The 19,780-nt window shown below is 39.7% G+C and carries 14 protein-coding genes; 13 read left to right on the forward strand and 1 reads right to left on the reverse strand.

Annotated elements, in window-relative coordinates; genetic code table 11:
• The first annotated feature begins 12 nt into the window (after nucleotides 1–12).
• The 9 genes from hppD to BUA96_RS05505 all read left to right on the forward strand — a co-directional run bounded on the left by hppD (nucleotide 13) and on the right by BUA96_RS05505 (nucleotide 11,986).
• The gene (gene hppD / locus BUA96_RS05465) at nucleotides 13–1,173 is read left to right on the forward strand and encodes a 4-hydroxyphenylpyruvate dioxygenase (protein WP_072981143.1); all 1,161 of its coding nucleotides are present in this window, start codon (nucleotides 13–15) and stop codon (nucleotides 1,171–1,173) included.
• A 239-nt stretch (nucleotides 1,174–1,412) separates the two neighbouring features.
• Nucleotides 1,413–2,189: a DUF3108 domain-containing protein gene (locus BUA96_RS05470; protein WP_072981145.1), complete on the forward strand. Its 777-nt coding sequence runs from the start codon at nucleotides 1,413–1,415 to the stop codon at nucleotides 2,187–2,189.
• Nucleotides 2,189–3,142 (forward strand): tryptophan 2,3-dioxygenase family protein, encoded by a 954-nt coding sequence (locus BUA96_RS05475; RefSeq protein WP_072981146.1) that lies wholly within the window; start codon nucleotides 2,189–2,191, stop codon nucleotides 3,140–3,142. The genes BUA96_RS05470 and BUA96_RS05475 overlap by 1 nt, the downstream gene beginning before the upstream one ends.
• Before the next feature lie 30 nt (nucleotides 3,143–3,172).
• Nucleotides 3,173–4,414, forward strand: a complete 1,242-nt coding sequence (locus BUA96_RS05480) for a M23 family metallopeptidase (RefSeq protein ID WP_072981148.1) — start codon at nucleotides 3,173–3,175, stop codon at nucleotides 4,412–4,414.
• Between the two features lies 1 nt (nucleotide 4,415).
• The gene (gene pgi, locus BUA96_RS05485; protein WP_072981149.1) at nucleotides 4,416–6,059 is read left to right on the forward strand and encodes a glucose-6-phosphate isomerase; all 1,644 of its coding nucleotides are present in this window, start codon (nucleotides 4,416–4,418) and stop codon (nucleotides 6,057–6,059) included.
• 170 nt (nucleotides 6,060–6,229) lie between these two features.
• Nucleotides 6,230–8,782, forward strand: coding sequence for a TonB-dependent receptor (locus tag BUA96_RS05490; protein WP_072981151.1), 2,553 nt, complete (start codon nucleotides 6,230–6,232; stop codon nucleotides 8,780–8,782).
• Nucleotides 8,783–8,828: 46 nt separating this feature from the next.
• Entirely contained in the window at nucleotides 8,829–9,953 is a 1,125-nt protein-coding gene (locus BUA96_RS05495; protein ID WP_233430610.1) for a hypothetical protein, read from the forward strand.
• An 89-nt stretch (nucleotides 9,954–10,042) separates the two neighbouring features.
• A complete protein-coding gene (locus BUA96_RS05500) occupies nucleotides 10,043–11,419 on the forward strand; it encodes an endonuclease (protein WP_072981154.1) in 1,377 nt (458 codons plus the stop codon).
• 126 nt (nucleotides 11,420–11,545) lie between these two features.
• Nucleotides 11,546–11,986 (forward strand): hypothetical protein, encoded by a 441-nt coding sequence (locus BUA96_RS05505; protein WP_072981157.1) that lies wholly within the window; start codon nucleotides 11,546–11,548, stop codon nucleotides 11,984–11,986.
• Between the two features lie 122 nt (nucleotides 11,987–12,108).
• On the opposite strand, the gene BUA96_RS05510 is transcribed toward BUA96_RS05505, so the two are convergent.
• Nucleotides 12,109–13,401, reverse strand: a complete 1,293-nt coding sequence (locus BUA96_RS05510; RefSeq protein WP_072981786.1) for an aminopeptidase P family protein — start codon at nucleotides 13,399–13,401, stop codon at nucleotides 12,109–12,111.
• A gap of 121 nt (nucleotides 13,402–13,522) precedes the next feature.
• Between BUA96_RS05510 and BUA96_RS05515 the strand changes: the two genes are divergently transcribed.
• The 4 genes from BUA96_RS05515 (at nucleotide 13,523) to BUA96_RS05530 (ending at nucleotide 19,763) form a co-directional block, all read left to right on the forward strand.
• Nucleotides 13,523–16,438, forward strand: a complete 2,916-nt coding sequence (locus BUA96_RS05515; protein ID WP_072981159.1) for a WD40/YVTN/BNR-like repeat-containing protein — start codon at nucleotides 13,523–13,525, stop codon at nucleotides 16,436–16,438.
• An 11-nt stretch (nucleotides 16,439–16,449) separates the two neighbouring features.
• A complete protein-coding gene (locus tag BUA96_RS05520) occupies nucleotides 16,450–16,839 on the forward strand; it encodes a DUF2721 domain-containing protein (protein ID WP_072981161.1) in 390 nt (129 codons plus the stop codon).
• 260 nt (nucleotides 16,840–17,099) lie between these two features.
• Nucleotides 17,100–17,756, forward strand: coding sequence for a succinate dehydrogenase cytochrome b subunit (locus tag BUA96_RS05525; RefSeq protein ID WP_072981163.1), 657 nt, complete (start codon nucleotides 17,100–17,102; stop codon nucleotides 17,754–17,756).
• 3 nt (nucleotides 17,757–17,759) lie between these two features.
• Complete coding sequence (locus BUA96_RS05530) at nucleotides 17,760–19,763, forward strand: fumarate reductase/succinate dehydrogenase flavoprotein subunit (protein ID WP_072981165.1); 2,004 nt, start codon at nucleotides 17,760–17,762, stop codon at nucleotides 19,761–19,763.
• Nucleotides 19,764–19,780 lie beyond the last annotated feature (17 nt).

Here is a 19,780-nt window from a genome sequence, read left to right on the forward strand (position 1 = left end):
AACATAAAAACAATGAGTAAAGAATTGAAATCAGTCGATTACGGACTAGAAAAAATATTTGAAGGAGCGCAAGACTTTTTACCGCTTTTAGGAACCGATTATGTAGAATTCTATGTGGGCAATGCCAAGCAGGCAGCACATTTTTACAAGACGGCTTTTGGTTTTCAATCTTTCGCCTACAGCGGTCTCGAGACCGGAAAAAAAGATCGCGTAAGCTATGTGCTCAAACAAGATAAAATAAGAATCGTTTTGACCTCTCCTTTAGGAAGTGCTTCACCTATCAATGAGCATATTGTTAAGCACGGCGATGGGGTGAAAGTCGTTGCGCTTTGGGTAGAAGATGCGCGCAGTGCCTTTGAAGAAACCACAAAACGTGGTGCAAAACCGTTTATGGAACCTCAGGCAGAAACAGACGAGCACGGCGAAGTCGTGCGTAGCGGAATTTACACCTATGGAGAAACCGTACATATGTTTGTAGAGCGTAAAAACTATAATGGGCAGTTTTTGCCAGGCTACCGCAAGTGGGAATCAGATTATAATCCGGAGCCTACCGGTTTAAAATACATTGATCATATGGTGGGCAATGTGGGTTGGGGCGAGATGAACACCTGGGTAAAATGGTATGAAGATGTGATGGGCTTTGTAAACTTCCTAACCTTTGACGATAAGCAAATCACAACCGAATATTCGGCATTGATGAGTAAAGTGATGAGCAACGGTAACGGGCGAATAAAATTCCCGATTAACGAGCCGGCAGAAGGCATTAAAAAATCACAAATAGAAGAATATTTGGATTTTTACGAAGGTCCGGGAGTACAGCACTTGGCTGTTGCTACCGATGATATTGTAAAAACCGTAGCTGCTTTAAAAGCCCGGGGCGTAGAATTTTTACCACCGCCACCGCAAGCCTATTATGATGATATTCCGCGTCGTTTAGGTGCGCATATGGATACGATGAAAGAAGATTTGACCAAGCTCCAGGAGCTTTCAATTTTAGTAGATGCTGATGAAGAAGGCTATTTGCTGCAAATTTTTACCAAGCCACTTCAGGACCGGCCTACACTGTTTTTTGAGATCATTCAGCGTATGGGGGCAAAAGGTTTTGGTGCCGGTAACTTTAAAGCACTTTTTGAATCTATTGAGCGCGAACAGGCGCAGCGTGGTACGCTTTAGTTTTTGATAATCAACAGAAGAAACTTTCTTCGGACAAAATTGAAAAGCTTTCGTTGAGAAAGAAATTCTCCATTTTAATGGCTATTGGGTTGGGATATTAAATCCTTTGGCTATGCCAATAAATTTTAAAAATCTCTGTTTGTATTCAAGCAGGGATTTTTAGCTTTTGCTACTTTTGGAACAACTCTTGTAAAAGCATGGTATACAACACCTTTGTTGTGCTTTAAAGTAATGTCGCTATGAAAAATAAATACTTAGTATTGTTGATGCTTTTAGTCTCAGGTTTGACCTATGCACAGGATGCTGCTTTTCAAGATGGAGAATGGTTTCGGTTTAGGATCAGTTATAGCGGCTGGTGGAAAGCCGGGGAAGCAACTTTATCAGTAACTAACGAAACCCTTAAAGGAAAGCCTGTGTATCACGTAAAAGGGAAGGGTGTTACCACAGGGATGACCAAACTCTTTTTTGGGGTTGAGGATTATTACGAGACCTATATCGATAAAAAAACGACATTACCATACCGCTTTATCCGAAAGATCGATGAAGGTGGGCATACTAAAGATAAAATCATTGATTTTAATCAGCAATCTAACGTAGCCACCGTAAATGATAAGAAGCATAATGAGGTTAAAACGTTTCAGACCGAGCCCAATATTCACGATATGGTTTCGGCGTTCTATTATTTGCGCAACAGTATTGATTCAGAAAACTTGAAGGATGGTGATGAGACCGTGATCAACATGTTTTTTGATCAGGAAAATTTCAAATTCAAATTGAAGTTTTTAGGTCGGGAAGAGGTGAAGACTAAATTTGGAAAAGTAAAGGCGCTAATCTTTAGACCTTATGTGCAAGCAGGTCGCGTTTTTAAAGAGAAAGAAAGTCTTACAGTTTGGATTAGCGACGACCAAAATAAAATACCTTTGCAAATCAAAGCAGATTTGGCGGTGGGTTCTTTAAAAGCTGATATTGACGCTTATAAAGGGCTTAAACACCCATTCTATATTATACAAGATTAATGACTTCAAAAAGCAGTCGAGAGACCCAAGAACAACTAGATGCGCTAAAGGACAAATTTGATGCAATGGGGCAAAACCTGGATCATCAGCTTGAAGGATTTGTACATAGCAAACCGGTAAATTATTGGGATTACATTCAGGTTGACGCGCTGCTAAGTCTTCAAAATCAACGCACGTTATTGCCTGATGAGATGGTGTTTATTATGTACCATCAAATCAACGAACTGCTTTTTAAAATGATTCTGTGGGAAATAGAACAGGTGGCTTATGAACCTGAGTTAACCACGGAGTTATTTTCTGAAAAATTAAATCGCATCAGCAGGTATTTTGATATGCTCACCTCTTCATTCACCATCATGCGAGAGGGTATGAATATGGAGCAGTACCTTAAATTTAGACGAACCTTGAGTCCGGCTAGTGGTTTTCAGAGTGCTCAGTACCGGTTTGTAGAATTTGGCTCGACTGAGCTTTTAAATCTTATTGATGCACGCTTCCGGAAGGATTTTGCTCAAGAAGATGAGACAGACCCATTGTATTATGACAAGGCTGTAGAGCATTTGTATTGGCAAGCAGCCGGTAAAGATTTTCAAACCGGCGATAAATCCTATACGTTAAAAGCATTTGAATTAAAATATAAGGAAGATTTCATTCGTTTTCTAAAACGTTACAAAACCTTAAATTTGTGGGCCAGATTTAAAACCTTACCTCTTTCTGATCAAAAGGATGCAACATTGCTTGCCGCAATGCGTCACTACGATTATACGGTTAATATCACGTGGGTAATGTCACATTACCATACGGCGTTGCATTATCTAAACCAAGGTAAAGAGCCTCTAGAGGCCACAGGAGGAAGTGATTGGGTAAAATATATGCATCCCAAATATCAAAAACGCATTTTTTTCCCAGACTTATGGTCGGAGCAAGAGCGTGCAGAATGGGGCCAAAACATTTAAACAAAAGATAAATTTTCAACATACCCTAAATTGAAAAAACTAAGTATTGTACTACTAGCAATGCTCACATTAATGAGCTGTGCAGACGATGAAAGTAAAGAGAAAGAACCCGTTAAAAAGGAAGTTAAAAAGCCAGTTAATAAGCGGTTTGGTTATGTGCTTGACGACTATGAAGTAGTTTCTGATACGGTACAGTCTGGAGATAGTTTTGGTCAGATTCTTTTTGAAAACGGGATTGATTACGGTACTATTCAGCAAATAACAGACTCTGTAAAAAATACGTTTGATACCCGTAAAATCGTTGTAGGTAAACCGTATACGCTTTTAAAAAGCAAAGATTCTACCAATCAAGCTCAGGTTTTTATTTATGAGCAAAACAGAATTGATTACGTGGTTCTTGATTTTAAAGATGAGGTAGTAAAAGCTGCAGCAAAAAAGCGTCCGGTAACTATAAAAGAACGCGTGGCGCACGGGGTAATCAATGATAACTTATCAAGTACTTTTGATGATCTGGGCGTAAATATTCTTGTAGCCTATGGGATGGCTGATATTTATGCGTGGACTATTGATTTCTTCCGACTGCAACCTGGTGACAAGTTTAAAGTAGTCTATACCGAAAAATATATAAATGATACCATCCCGGCAGGATTTGGTGAGATCAAGGCGAGCTGGTTTGAACATAAAGGCAAGCCTGTTTATGCTTTCGCTTATCAAGCTGATTCTATTAACGGAGGTCGAAGAGATTATTACGATCAGGATGCCGATAACTTAAGAAGAGCCTTTTTAAAGAGTCCGCTTAAATTTGGCCGTATTTCTTCGCGCTACAATTTAAAACGCCGTATTGCCTATTATGGAAACCGCATTCGTCCGCACAAAGGTACCGACTTTGCAGCGCCTGTAGGAACCCCAATTATGGCAACTTCAGACGGTACCGTAATCGCTTCAGAATATCGTGGCGGAAACGGTAATTATGTAAAGCTTCGACATAATGGAACGTATGATACGCAGTATTTGCATATGAGCAAACGTGCCGTGAGTCGTGGTGATTATGTGCGCCAAGGTGAAGTGATAGGCTACATAGGGATGACGGGGAATACCAGTGGTCCTCACGTGTGCTATCGTTTCTGGAAAAATGGAAAGCAAGTTGATCCTTTTTCAATAGATTTACCTACATCAGAGCCGCTTGCCGAAGAATTGCAGCCGGCCTATTTTGAATATATCGCTCCACTGCGAGCAGAACTAGATGCTATAACCTTCCAAAAATCAACATAAAATGCAAAAAGTAAATCCCACACAGACTAAAGCCTGGAAAGCGCTTCAGGCACATTTTGAAGACATTAAAGATGTCAAAATGAAAAACCTCTTTGAAGATCAGTCAAGGGCTGAAGCTTTTACTTTGAAGTGGGAAGACTTTTATGTGGATTACAGTAAAAACCGAATTACTGAAGAAACTAAATCCTTGCTTCTTGATCTTGCTAAAGAGATGAATCTTGAAGAAGCTAAGGCAGCTTATTTTGATGGTGCAGCCATCAATGAGACCGAAGATCGTGCAGTGATGCATACGGCATTGCGTCAGCCAAGCACTGCTAGTGTAACGATTGACGGTGAAGACGTTATTCCTGAAGTAAATGCTGTAAAGGAAAAAATTAAAGGTTTTTGTGATACAGTGATCAGCGGAGCGCACAAAGGCTATACCGGTAAAGCTATTACAGATGTAGTGAACATTGGTATTGGTGGATCTGATCTTGGGCCGGTGATGGTTGCAGAAGCTCTAGCGTATTACCACAATCATCTCAACGTACATTTCATCTCTAATGTAGATGGCGATCACGTTCACGAATCATTAAAAGACCTAAATCCGGAAACGACACTTTTTGTAATCGTTTCAAAAACGTTCACTACACAAGAGACGCTTTCTAATGCAACTACTGCGAGAAAATGGTTTTTAAGTAAAGTGGCTGGAGCTGTAGAAGATGGTGAGGCAGTAGCTAAACACTTTGTGGCGGTTTCTACTAATGAAACTGCGGTTAAGGATTTTGGTATTGACCCAAATAACGTGTTCACGATGTGGGACTGGGTTGGTGGTCGTTTCTCACTATGGAGTTCAGTAGGACTTTCTATCGCTTTAGCTGTGGGTTACAACAATTTTGAAAGTATGCTTGCCGGGGCGCATAAAGCAGATGAGCATTTCAAGAATACACCTCTTGAGGAGAATATTTCGGTAATGATGGCGCTGGTGACGGTGTGGTATAACAATTTCTTTGGTGCCGAAAGCGAAGCGATTATTCCGTATACACAATACTTGCACCGTTTTCCTGCATATCTTCAGCAGGCGATTATGGAAAGTAACGGTAAAAGTGTGGATCGAAACGGTAAACACGTGGATTACCAAACCGGTCAGATCGTTTGGGGTGAGCCTGGAACCAATTCGCAGCACGCGTTTTTCCAACTAATTCATCAAGGAACTAAAATTATCCCAACCCACTTTATTGGATATAAAGAAGCATTGCACGGAGATAAAGACCATCATAATAAGTTGATGGCAAACTTTTTTGCGCAAACCGAAGCATTGATGAATGGGAAAACCGAGGCTGAAGCTAAAGCTGAATTAGAAGCTTCAGGTATGGATGTAGCTGCGATTGAGAAGCTAGTTCCATTCAAGGTTTTTGATGGAAATAAGCCTACAACAACCATTCTTATTGATAAGCTAACACCAGAAAGTTTGGGTGCTTTGATCGCGTTATATGAGCATAAAATCTTCACCGAAGGTATTCTATGGAATATTTTTAGCTATGATCAATGGGGTGTTGAGTTAGGTAAGCAATTGGCTAAAAATGTGCTAACCGACTTAAATTCAGATAGTATTGCGTCGCACGATGCTTCTACCACCGCTTTGATTAAAGCCTTCAAAAGCTAAAAATTACCAGCTTATTTAGATTTAGTTTTTTAACAGTTAAAGGTTAAAATAGAATAGTTAAGGGTTAAATGTTGACATTTTATGTCAAGATCTAATCCTTAACATTGCGTTAATATTTAATTAGGTCTTTATTAAGACTTTTGCGCAAAATCTAAATTTAAACAAGCACAATGAAAAAAATTACAAGTTCGCTAACACTTGTGTTTCTTTTGCTTACAGCTTTTATGCAAGCTCAAGGAACTATTCGTGGTACTGTAGTAGACGGTGAAAATGGAACACCGCTACCTGGAGTAAACGTTGTTGTTGAAGGGACAACTAACGGAGTATCAACAGACTTTGATGGGGTTTTCGAAATCCAAGTTGTTGAGAATACAGGTTCACTACGTGTTTCTTACGTAGGTTTTAAGCCGTCAACACTGGCTTTTGATTTATCTGGTAAAAAAGTGGTTGACTTAGGAACCATCAATCTAGAGATGGATTCTGATGCGCTTGACGAAGTAATCGTTAAAGCATACTCTCTTGCAATTGACCGTAAAACTCCTGTTGCGGTTTCTACCATTAAAGCAGAGACTATTCAAAACGAGTTAGGTAGTCAAGAATTTCCTGAGATCTTAAAAACTACTCCTGGTGTTTATGTGACCAGAGGTGGTGGTGGTTTTGGAGATGCAGAACTACGTATTCGTGGTTTCAACTCTGAAAACGTTGCTGTAATGATCAACGGTATTCCGGTTAACGATATGGAAAACGGTCGTGTATACTGGAGTAACTGGGCAGGTCTTTCTGATGTAGCAAGCTCTATGCAGGTACAAAGAGGTCTCGGTGCTGCGATGATAGGTCTTCCTTCTATCGGGGGTACTGTAAACATCGTAACAAAATCTACTGACATCGAAAAAGGTGGGAATGTAATGATGACTACCGGTAACGATGGGTACACCAAATATGGTTTTAAACTTTCTACCGGACTTTTAGAAAATGACTGGGCTGCTACTGTAAGTTTGTCAAGAACTACTGGTGAGCAATTTGTAGATGCAACTACAATTGATGCATATTCTTACTTCTTGAATGTTGCTAAGAAACTAGGTGATAACCACGAATTATCGTTTACAGCTTTTGGCGCTCCACAACGTCACGGACAGCGTCAAAACCGACTTTTAATTGATGACTATAGAAGAAGTGAGCGTGGAATACGTACCAACACTGACTGGGGGTATAAAAACGGTCAGCTTGTTAATATTGAAGACAACTTCTATCACAAACCACAAATGTCATTAAACCACTATTGGACGATTAATGACATTTCATCTTTAACTACTGCGGTTTACTATTCATTTGGTACCGGAGGAGGTGGTGGTACTGCAGGTACTAACAAATTTGGCAAATACGATACTAACTACCGTGATGAAGTATTTGGTCCAGTAGACCTTGATAAAATTGTTGCTGAAAATAAAGCTTTAGGTCAGGCAACAAGTGCTGAAACATTCTTAAGAGCGTCAAGAAATAACCACCAGTGGTATGGTGCACTTTCTACGTATAACACTGAATTATCTGAATATATTGATTTAACTGCAGGAATAGATTTACGTTTCTATAAAGGAGATCATTATACAGAATTAACTGATTTATTAGGTGCTGCATTCTACATTGACAATAATGATGTAAACAATCCTAACAAAGTGGTTAGAGAAGGGGATAAGTATAACTATTACGATACTGGTTATACTAACTGGCAAGGTTTATTTGCTCAAGCTGAGTATGATAAAGACGCTCTTTCTGCTGTAATCTCTGTTGCGGCTAACAATACTTCATATAAAAGAGAGGATTACTTCAAGTACACTCCAGACGATCCGCTTAGAGAGACTGACTGGGTAAACTTCACAGCTTTCAGTACTAAAGGTGGTGTAAATTACCGTCTTGATGAAAAGCATAATGTTTTTGGAAACCTTGGTTACTTTGAGCGTGCTCCATTTAATGAAGCTGTATTCATAAACAATAGAAACAATGTAAATGAGGATGCAGAAAATCAAAAGATTTTTAGTGCTGAATTAGGATACGGTTATAGAGGAGACAAGTTTAGAGCAGATCTTAACGTATATCGTACACAATGGATGGATAGATCTTATACTTTGACAAGAACCGCGGATAATATTCAGTATACAGCAAATATTTTAGGGGTTGACGCCTTACACCAAGGTGTTGAGCTAGAATTACAATACCGCCCTGTAGAAACTTTAACCTTAACAGGTATGGCTTCTCTCGGAGATTGGCAGTGGGCTAATAATGTAAATAATGTACAGGTATTTGACGATCAGCAAAACCCAATTGGTGATCCAATTGATATTTATCTTGACGGTGTAAAAGTGGGTAACTCTGCACAAACCACATTTGCATTAGGAGCAGATTACGCAGTGCTTGCTTCAACAACTGTGAGAGCCTCTTTTAACTATGCAGCTGATTACTACGCAGATTATGATGTAACCGGTCGTAGTGTTGAAGGACTTCCTCAAACTTGGAAAATGCCAGATTACGGAGTATTCGATTTAGGTTTGACTCACAGATTCAATTTTGGTGGTTTCAATACGCAAATCAATGCTAACGTATTTAACGTATTAGGAACTGAGTATATCTCTGATGCACAGGACGGTGATGGTTCTGTAGCAGAAACTGCTTTAGTATATTATGGTCCGGGTAGAACGTACACCATTGGAGCAATAATTAATTTCTAAAAAAATTAAGATGAAAAAATTAAATTATTTATTTACCACAATCATTATGGCTGTTTTAGCCTTAGGTTGTGATCCTGTAGAGGATATCAATGATAGTCTTGCCGAAAATGAGGCAGGAATTGTAGATGAATTTAGTTATACATTAACTGAAGATGATTACAAAGAGACATTAGGTTTAGATTATGCAAACTTCAATACTATCGATGATGCTCGAGATTTAATACCTCAAGTTTTAGAAGAAAATTTTCCTTTTCTAGGAGCAAATTCTCTATCAACAGTTACTTATGATTTATATCAGCCGGTACAAACAGAACGATCTTTAATAGTATATACGGTAACTACTGAAGACTATGACTCTTATCCTGATACTGAAGAATTTGACAACTTCGACGATGAAGATCAGATTTATACTTTCTTAGATGATAAGTATGGAGATGTTGATAACAGAACTTTAATATCACTTACTTATAAGTTTTATGATGGTTCAGCTCAAACATTAAACAATGGATTTCTAAGAGTTAACGGAAGTTGGCAATTTGCATTGGGACTTACTAATGCAGAATACAATGAAGTAGGTCAAGGATTTGCTAATTTTAATACAGAGGATGAGGCGCTTAGAAAACTTCCAATCTTTCTGAAAGATAAATTTAAATATGATGATGTTGCCGAAGGGACCATTAAATCTGTTATGTATAAGTTATACACTACAGATGAAGATGATATTGATAATGATGGAAGTGTTGAGGATAGAGCAACATATAGCTATATAGCTAATTTTATTCTTATAGGTTCTGAGTGGGAGGTTTATAATAATGTTGTTTCACAAACGCTTCAGTTTGGAAATGATGGAAGTACTTGGATTCCAGATAACACAATCTCATACAGTCTTGTTGCGGCAGATTATGCATTTATTGCATCAGAACTTGGAGATACGTATCCTGCGCAAACCTCTAGTATGACTCAGTATGGTAATATGGATCGCCGTAGTGGTAATGCAGCTTTTTGGTCAGACGATATGATTCTCGAAGCTTTTAACCTACTTCTTAATGATTTAGATCCTTCAGCAGAAGAAGGGCAGAAATATGCGGTTACCTTTGATATTTATAATGGTTCAAATACAACCGAAACATTTTTCTTAATCAAGACTGATGGTGTTTGGGTTATGCAATAATCTAAATCTGGTTTAAAAGTTAAACCTCCTACCTCAAGTAGGAGGTTTTCTTTTCTATACCTATCTTAAACGAGAATTTATTATAAGTCATGAAAAATAAAAATACCTCTAAAGCTATTGTCAAATTTATAAGTGCTTTGCTTCTTGTTCTTTACTGGGGCTGCAGTAGTGGGGACGATTCTGTTGAGAATCCAGAGCCAGAACCAGTACCGGAATTACAAGAACCTATAGCGGTGGAAGATTCTTTTAGTCTTACAGAAAATCAAGAGATAGTTCTTGAAGGTTTTATTGATAACGACGATGTTGCCGAAGGTGCGCGTATTACTTCTGTAGTTGATGTTTCAGCGGCAGGCGGAACAATTGTAGATAACCGCAATGGCTCCTATACGTATACTCCTAAGTCTAATTATGTGGGTGAAGATACATTTACTTATGAACTCTGCCTAATCGCTGATACCTCTATCTGCTCAACCGGTACTGTAAATCTTACGATCGAAGACGCTGGTGATCCAGTAGCTAATGATGACGAAGTCTCAGTCGCTAAGAATAAAAGCATAATTTTATCTAATCTACTTGGCAACGACGAGTTAATAGATGGTGCTGTTTTAACAAGTGTGACCGCTGGAGCGGGACTAGTGGAGTTAGATGATAATGGACTGGTTACCTATACACCACCTTCTAATTTTATTGGAGAGGATAGGTTTACTTATGCTATTTGTGACAATGACGCTGTGCCAACCTGTTCTACAGCGACGGTTACAGTAAATATTGTTGAAGCAATAGCTTTTAATATTCCATCAGAATTAGTTGATTATTATAGTGATGCCAGTTTTTTTCAAGATGGGGGTTTAACGTCTTCAAGCCTAACCGCTTTAACTGTAAGTAAACACACTACGATCCTAACCTATTTTGAACGCCATGAATATTTATACGATGCAGATGCTGACTTAGATAATCAGGCTAATGTGATTTTGATGTATTCCGGCGAAAGTAGAGACCGAAGAGAATACACTTCAGGAAGTAACTCTCATACACCACAGACATTCAATACCGAACATATTTTTCCGCAATCGCGATTATCAACCGAAGAAGCGGTGACAGATTTACATCACTTACGTTCTACAGATGACGAAGTCAACTCTTTACGATTGAATTATCCGTACACTGATGGTAGTGGTGCTTATCAATTAGTAAATGGTAATTCGTGGTTTCCGGGAGACGAATGGAAAGGAGATGTTGCGCGTATGGTACTTTATTTGAATGTGCGCTACGGCGAAGATTATACAAAAGTGGGCACGTTAGATTTATTCCTCAAATGGAACCGTGAAGATCCGGTTTCTGATTTTGAGCGTCAACGTAATGAAGTAATTGAAGGTGCTCAGGGTGTTCGTAATCCGTTTATTGATAATCCTTATCTAGCTACTTTGATCTGGGGAGGAACTCCAGCTGAAAATACTTGGGAATAGCAGATTACTGATCAAAATGATTTTAAATAGCCGCTTCTCCATTTGGAGAAGGGGCTATTTTTATGCAATGGTCTAAAGAGCGTGTTTCAAGCTAAAAAAGTATCTTTGAGGCTCAAATATTAGGCTATGTATACTACCATTCAATTTGTACACTCGTACTGGGCTTATCTAGTACTCATTGTACTCACATTAACAACCATCAACTCGCTGATATCTTATTTTGGAGGTAAAGAGTTTGGTGCTAGAGATTTCAGATTAGCATTGTTCACGCTGATCGTAACGCATATTCAATTACTTATAGGGATCGTTTTGTATTTTGTTTCACCATTAGGGGCAAAAGCGATCGCATCTCAAGGTATGAGTGCTGCGATGAGTGATCCTAACTTGCGTTTATATGTTGTAGAGCATCCACTGGCGATGATTATTACTATTGTTTTTGTGACTGTGGGGTACAGCAAGCATAAAAAGAAATTGACCTCAAAACCGAAATTTAAATTGCTAGCTATATTTTATACCTTAGGACTTCTTGTGATGCTTACCAGAATTCCTTGGTCAAACTGGTTTTAGACTAGATTTAAGACTTTAGAAATAAGTATTGAGATAAAAAAATCCCTTGATTAGCTGACTAATCAAGGGATTTTTAATTTTGTCTAACGTCTAACGTCTAACGTCTAACGTCTAACGTCTAACTAGCGATTCATCCAATCTTCGATTTCATCAATTTCTAAAGGAATGTTGCGCATCAAGTTGAAAGGTTCGCCATTTTCTTGGATAACGACATCATCTTCTAAGCGTATTCCGAATCCTTCCTCAGGAATATAAATACCCGGCTCTACCGTAAAAACGTTGTTTGCCTGCATAGGTTCATGAAGCAATCCGTAATCATGTGTATCTAAACCAATATGGTGCGACGTACCGTGCATAAAGTATTTTTTATAAGCCGGCCAGTCTTTGTTCTCATTTTGAACATCTGCTTTATCTAATAAGCCAAGTCCTAACAATTCAGAAGTCATCAGTTTTCCTACTTCTTCGTGATAAGGTCCCCAAAGTGTTCCAGGAGTGAGCATTTTAGTTGCTTCCTTTTTTACGCGTAAAACAGCGTTGTAGACTTCTTTCTGGCGTTCTGTAAACTTTCCTGAAACCGGAATAGTACGTGTCATATCGCTGCTGTAGTTTGCATATTCTGCACCGATATCTAGTAGGATTAGATCTCCGGCTTTACATTCGGCGTTATTCACTACATAATGCAATACATTAGCATTATTTCCGGAAGCTACAATTGGAGTGTATGCAAAGCCTCTGGAGCGGTTGCGCAGGAATTCGTGCATAAATTCAGCTTCGATCTCATACTCCATTACGCCCGGCTTAGTGAACTGCAAAACGCGTTTAAAGCCTTTTTCTGTAATGTTACAGGCTTGCTGCATCACATCAAGTTCAATGGCATCTTTTACGGAGCGTAAACGCTGTAAAATAGGATTGCTCTTAGCAACACTATGCGCAGGATATTGCTCCTTGATTTTCTTGTTGAAACGTGCTTCGCGTGTTTCCGTTTCCACATTAGCGCGATAGTGCTCGTTGGTGTTGATGTAAATAGTTTCAGCCTGAGTCATGAGTTCGTAAAAAACTTTGTCCCATTCCTGAAGCCAGTATACCGTCTCAACGCCGCTTACTTCTAGCGCTTTTTCTTTGGTGAGCTTTTCGCCTTCCCACACCGCAATATGATCGTTAGTTTCTTTTAAAAATAGTATTTCGCGATGCTTTTGTTTCGGGCAGTATGGAAAAAGAACCAATATACTTTCTTCTTGATCTACGCCACTTAGGTAGAATAAATCTCTATTCTGCTGAAAAGGCATCGTGCTGTCTGCACCTATGGGATAAATGTCGTTACTGTTAAAAACGGCAAGACTGCTGGGCTTCATAGCCTCCATAAAATTCTTGCGATTTTTAATAAACAGTTGGCGATCTATAAGGTCGTATTTCATATCTAAATTGAATTTTGCCAAATTTAAAAACTCTGTTGCCCAAAGCCTGTTAAACTCCATTTAATTTACTTAGCAATTCTTTAACTAAATGGCTATTTTTAGAAGCATAAAACTTTTCTCTATGCAAACACGATTATTCTTCTCCCTCTTTCTTTTAGGTATTTGTTTTTCCACACAAGCGCAGCAGACGGCTACCGCTGCCCAGCAGGTTAAAACATCGCTTGAAGCTAAAGATCAAATGCTTAAAAATTCTATTGTAAAAAATATTCCCTTTACAAATGTTGGACCCACAATTATGAGCGGCCGTGTGGTAGACATCGAAGTCAATCCTGAAAACAGCACAGAATTTTATGTGGCGTATGCTACAGGTGGAGTGTGGCACACTTCTAATAACGGAAATACCTTTGACTCTGTTTTTGACACCGCACCTACTCAAAATGTGGGGGATATTGCGGTAAACTGGTCGGCAAATATCATTTGGGTAGGAACAGGAGAAACCATTTCTTCTCGTTCTTCTTATGCCGGTATCGGAATTTTAAAAAGTGCTGACGGTGGTAAAACCTGGGAGCAAAAAGGTCTTTTAGATTCGCATCACATTAGCGATATCGTTCTTGATGCTACCAATCCTGATGTTGCTGTGGTAGGTGCTTTAGGGCATTTATATTCTGATAACGAAGAGCGTGGGATTTTCAAGACTACAGATGGTGGTGATACGTGGGAGAAAACGCTTTTTATCAATGATAAAACAGGAATTATAAGTCTGGCTGAAGCTCCGGAGAATCCTTCGGTGCTGTATGCTACGGCTTGGGAGCGCGAGCGTGCCGCTTGGGATTTTATAGGTTCAGGAGAAAATTCAGGAATTTACAAATCTACAGATGCCGGTGATACCTGGGAGTTGGTGACCACGGGTAATGGTTTTCCGCAAGGCAAAGGCGTTGGTCGTATCGGGGTTACTGTGGTTGATGAAAACACAGTGTATGCCGTTCACGACAATCAAGATATTCGAGAAGAAGCTAAAGAGCGAGGAGCAGAGCGCGATGATAAGGCACTTACGCCAGAGACGTTTAAAGGAATGTCTAAAGGTGAATTTTTGGCTTTAGAGAATGAAAGTCTTGCTGATTACCTACGCTCCTATCGTTTTCCAAGACAATATGAGGTGGCCAAAGTAAAAGCGATGGTAGAGGGCGACGAACTGAAGCCTTCTGATCTATTTTTATACACGTACGATAAAAATGCCGCGGATGCGGACGGCGAAGTGATCGGGGCTGAAATTTACTTGACCAAAGATGGAGGAAAAACCTGGAAGCGCACTCACGACGGATACATTGACGATTTCTTCTTTTCGTATGGATATGTTTTTGCAGAGATGGATGTAAATCCTCAAGATCAAGACGAAATTTATCTCGTAGGTGTTCCGTTAATCAAATCTACAGACGGAGGAAAAACGTTTACTTATATCGATGAGCCTAATGTACACGTTGATCATCACGTGATCTGGGTAGATCCTAAAATGCCGAATCATTTGATTAATGGTAATGATGGCGGACTCAACATGTCTTACGATGCCGGGAAAAGCTGGAACAAGCTTAACTCAATACCTTTGGGACAATTCTATGCGATTAACGTAGATTATGAAAAACCCTATAATGTCTATGGAGGTTTGCAGGATAACGGTACTTGGAAAGGTCCACATACGTATTCTTATTCTAAAGACTATGAGGCCGAAGGGCAATATCCATACAAATCTATTGGAGGCGGAGATGGGATGCAAGTGCAGATAGATCGCCGCAACAGCAATATTGTTTATGCCGGGTCGCAGTTTGGGTATTATAACCGTATGAATTTAGAAACCGGCGAGCGCAGCTTTATAAAACCAAGTCACGATTTAGGAGAAGCGCCTTATCGTTTCAATTGGGAAACGCCCATTTTACTCTCACCACACAATCAAGATATCTTGTATATGGGAGGAAATAAACTGATGCGATCTATGAATCAAGGTGATGATTGGACGCCAATTTCTCCAGACTTAACCGCTGGCGGTAAAAAAGGAAATGTGCCTTATGGGACATTGACCAATATCTCAGAATCGCCTTTTCAGTTTGGTTTACTGTATACGGGTAGCGATGATGGTGTTATTCAGGTTACTCAAGATGCGGGCGGCAGCTGGGACATTATTTCCGCAGGATTACCTCAGAATTTGTGGGTGAGTAAAGTAATTGCTTCGTCCCACAAAAAGAGTTGGGTTTACGCAACGCTTAATGGCTATCGTTATGATGACTTCAAGCCTTATGTTTATGTGAGTGATGATTACGGGAAAAACTGGAAAGACATCAGTAGTGATCTTCCCTTGTCTCCGGTGAATGTGATCATAGAAGATCCGGTAAAAGAAAACATCTTGTATTTAGGTACTGATGATGCGAGTTATATCAGTTTTGATCAGGGGGCAAGTTGGGAGCTTTTAGATGGAAGCATGCCTAACGTGGCGGTTCACGATATGGTGGTACAAACCGAAGCAAATGATCTTGTGATAGGGACTCACGGAAGATCTATTTATATAACCAACCTTGATGAAATCCAGAAATTTGACACAAAAAACGCTTCGGCTTTACAGCTTTTTGAACTAGATGCGGTTGATTATTCTACCAATTGGGGACGTTCTTGGAGCGCTTGGAGAGCAGCGAATACTCCCGAAATTAAAATCGCTGTCTATGCCCCGCAAAGCGGAAAAGCAACTCTTGAAATTTTGAGTTCCGAAGAAAAATCAATTAAATCTTGGCAGGTAGATGTAGAGAAAGGCTTTAACTATATCCCTTATGATTTAAGCATTTCTGAAGCAGGAAAGAAACAACTGGAAAGAGAGACTAAAGATCTTAAAATTTCAAAAGCTCAGAACGAGGTATTCTACATTGCGCCGGGCGCCTACAAAGTTCAGGTGAGTCTTAATGGGAAATCGCAAACGACACCGCTTAAAATCGATGAAGGAAGCAGACGCCGTGATCGTGCTGAGGCGGCAGCTAACGCTCCAGAAGAAGACTAAAGTCAATGCAAATGGAATTAAGTTTAAGTATACCGGCATTGTTATTTCCGGCGATATCGCTAACAATGCTGGCTTATAACGCACGATATCTGGCAATCGCAGCGCTCATTAGGGAGTTATATAAACGCTATCAGGAAGAATCCTCAAGTCCTATAAAAGCCCAGATCTATCAATTGAGACGTAGATTAGGTATCATCAAAGCGATGCAGGCTATGGCGATCGTAAGTTTTTTGCTGGCAGTGATCACGATGTTCTTTATCTATATCGAAAAATCAGTTTGGGCTAATGTTGTTTTTGGGGTGAGTTTGGTGGCGCTAATGATTTCACTGGCGCTTTCTTTTACTGAAGTGCAGCTCAGCACACAAGCATTAGAAATTCAGTTGAATGATATGGATGATTGACCGAAGCGCTTAACCAAAAGCTTAGTAGGAAATCGATTGCTTTTATCGGCGTGTATATCTTATTCAGATTGGTCGAGGAAGATAGATTTTAAACATTCTTTAAATTTTTTGTTCAACAAAAACCCTTGATTTCAAAGGTTTTCGAAGGCTTTGTTGAACATTTTTCTTCTTATTTATAACGATTCCAAAAGCAGCCACAATGTTTGTGAAACAAACCGCTGAGCCGTAAATTTGTGCCACTAAATTAAAAACGTAAATAAATGGGAATCATTTCCTCTTCTATCGCCCGAAAGGTAGCTATGGCACTTTCAGGTTTGTTCCTTGTATTGTTTTTAGGTCAGCATTTTACAATTAACCTTACTTCGACCTTTAGCCCTGAAACCTTTAATGAGTTTTCTCATTTTATGGGGACTAATTTCTTAGTACAGGCGATTCTTCAGCCGGTACTTATTTTTGGGGTTATCTTTCACTTTGTGATGGGTTTCATTCTAGAAGCGCGTAACCGTTCGGCAAGAAAGGTGAGTTATGTAAGCTACAAAGGAAACACAAATTCGAGCTGGGTAAGTCGTAATATGATTTATACCGGTATTGTTGTTTTAGCCTTTTTAGGACTTCACTTTTATGATTTCTGGTTTCCGGAAATTGCCTACAAGTATATCGAAGCAAACCCGAGCGACGCGACGCGTTATTACGGGGAATTAGTTGAGAAATTTCACAGCCCGGTAAGAACAGGTTTATACGTGCTCTCTTTTGTTTTTTTAGCATTGCACTTGTATCACGGCTTTGCTTCTTCATTTCAGTCTGTAGGCTTCAATAACAAGTATGCGAGAGGGCTTAAAAAGTTTGCAAAAGTTTATGCAATCGTGATTCCTGCCGGATTTATTTTCATCGCGTTGTTTCATCATTTTAATCACTAGACGATGTCAGCATTCAAATCAAATATTCCAGAAGGTCCTCTTAAAGATAAGTGGACACAACATAAAAACGATATCAACCTGGTAAACCCAGCTAACAAACGTAACATTGATGTTATCGTTGTGGGTACCGGTCTTGCAGGAGGTAGTGCTGCGGCAACACTGGCAGAGTTAGGATATAATGTAAAGACTTTTTGCTATCAGGATTCTCCACGTCGTGCGCACTCTATTGCAGCACAAGGAGGGATCAACGCGGCAAAAAATTATCAGGGAGATGGTGATTCTAACTATCGTTTATTTTACGATACCGTAAAAGGTGGTGATTACCGCTCACGTGAGGCTAACGTATATCGTCTTGCGGAAGTATCAGCAAATATTATAGACCAGTGTGTGGCGCAAGGAGTTCCTTTCGCGCGTGAATATGGTGGTCTTTTAGATAACCGTTCTTTTGGTGGGGTTTTGGTATCCAGAACCTTCTACGCTAAAGGACAAACAGGGCAGCAATTGCTTTTAGGAGCCTATTCTGCAATGAACCGTCAAATTAACCGTGGAAAGATCAAATCTTATACCCGTCACGAAATGATGGATGTGGTTCTTGTTGATGGCAAAGCACGAGGAATCATCGCTCGTAATATGGTTACCGGTGAGATCGAGCGTCACTCGGCGCACGCGGTAGTATTAGCAAGTGGTGGGTATGGAAACGTATTTTTCTTATCAACCAATGCAATGGGTTGTAATGTGATGGCAGCTTGGAGAGCACACCGTCGCGGAGCATATTTTGCAAACCCTTGTTACACGCAAATTCACCCTACGTGTATTCCGGTAACGGGAGATCACCAGTCAAAGTTGACGTTGATGTCAGAATCTTTGCGTAATGATGGTCGTATCTGGGTTCCGAAGAAGAAAGAAGATGCAGAAGCTATTCGTGCCGGAAAACTAAAACCAACACAGCTTAAAGAAGAAGATAGAGATTATTATTTAGAGCGTAGATATCCTGCCTTTGGTAACTTGGTTCCTCGAGATGTGGCTTCACGAGCAGCAAAAGAGCGCTGCGATGCCGGATTTGGAGTGAACAAAACAGGAGAGGCTGTGTATCTTGATTTCTCTAGTGCAATTGAGCGCTACGGAAAGGAAAAAGCGTATACTTCAGGACATAAAAATCCGTCTAAGGAAGAGATTATAAAGCTTGGAAAAGAGGTTGTTGAGGCTAAATACGGTAACCTTTTTCAAATGTATGAGAAGATCGTAGATCAAAATCCATACGAGACTCCTATGATGATTTACCCTGCGGTGCATTACACTATGGGTGGTCTTTGGGTTGATTATAACTTACAAACTACGATTCCTGGCTGTTATGCTGTAGGAGAAGCAAACTTTTCAGATCACGGTGCTAACCGTTTAGGAGCTTCGGCATTGATGCAAGGTCTTGCTGATGGTTATTTTGTGCTTCCATATACGATAGGAGATTATCTTTCAAAAGATATTAGAACCGGAAAAATCTCTACTGAAACTCCAGAATTTGATGCAGCAGAAAAAGATGTGAAAGATAGAATCGCACGTCTAATGAATGCTTCAGGGCAACATTCGGTTGATTATTACCACAAAAAATTGGGTAAAATCATGTGGAACAAATGTGGAATGGCGCGTAACGAACAAGGCTTAAAAGAAGCGATTGAAGAAATTGCTGAGCTGCGTAAGGATTTCTGGGCAAATGTAAAAGTTCCCGGAGCTGCTGAAAGCAAAAATGCCGAACTGGAAAAAGCCGGTCGAGTAGCTGATTTCCTTGAGTTAGGTGAGCTTTTCGCAAAAGATGCTTTACATAGAAATGAATCTTGTGGAGGTCACTTTAGAGAAGAATACCAGACCGAAGAAGGTGAAGCGCTCAGAGATGACGAGAACTTTAAATATGTAGCTGCTTGGGAATACAAAGGCGAGCCTAAAGAAGCCCAACTGCACAAAGAAGATTTAGAATTCAAGAATATTGAATTAAAAACTAGAAGTTATAAATAGATGCCGGTGTTGAGCTA

This window comes from Leeuwenhoekiella palythoae, assembly GCF_900130045.1.
GTDB lineage: Bacteria > Bacteroidota > Bacteroidia > Flavobacteriales > Flavobacteriaceae > Leeuwenhoekiella > Leeuwenhoekiella palythoae.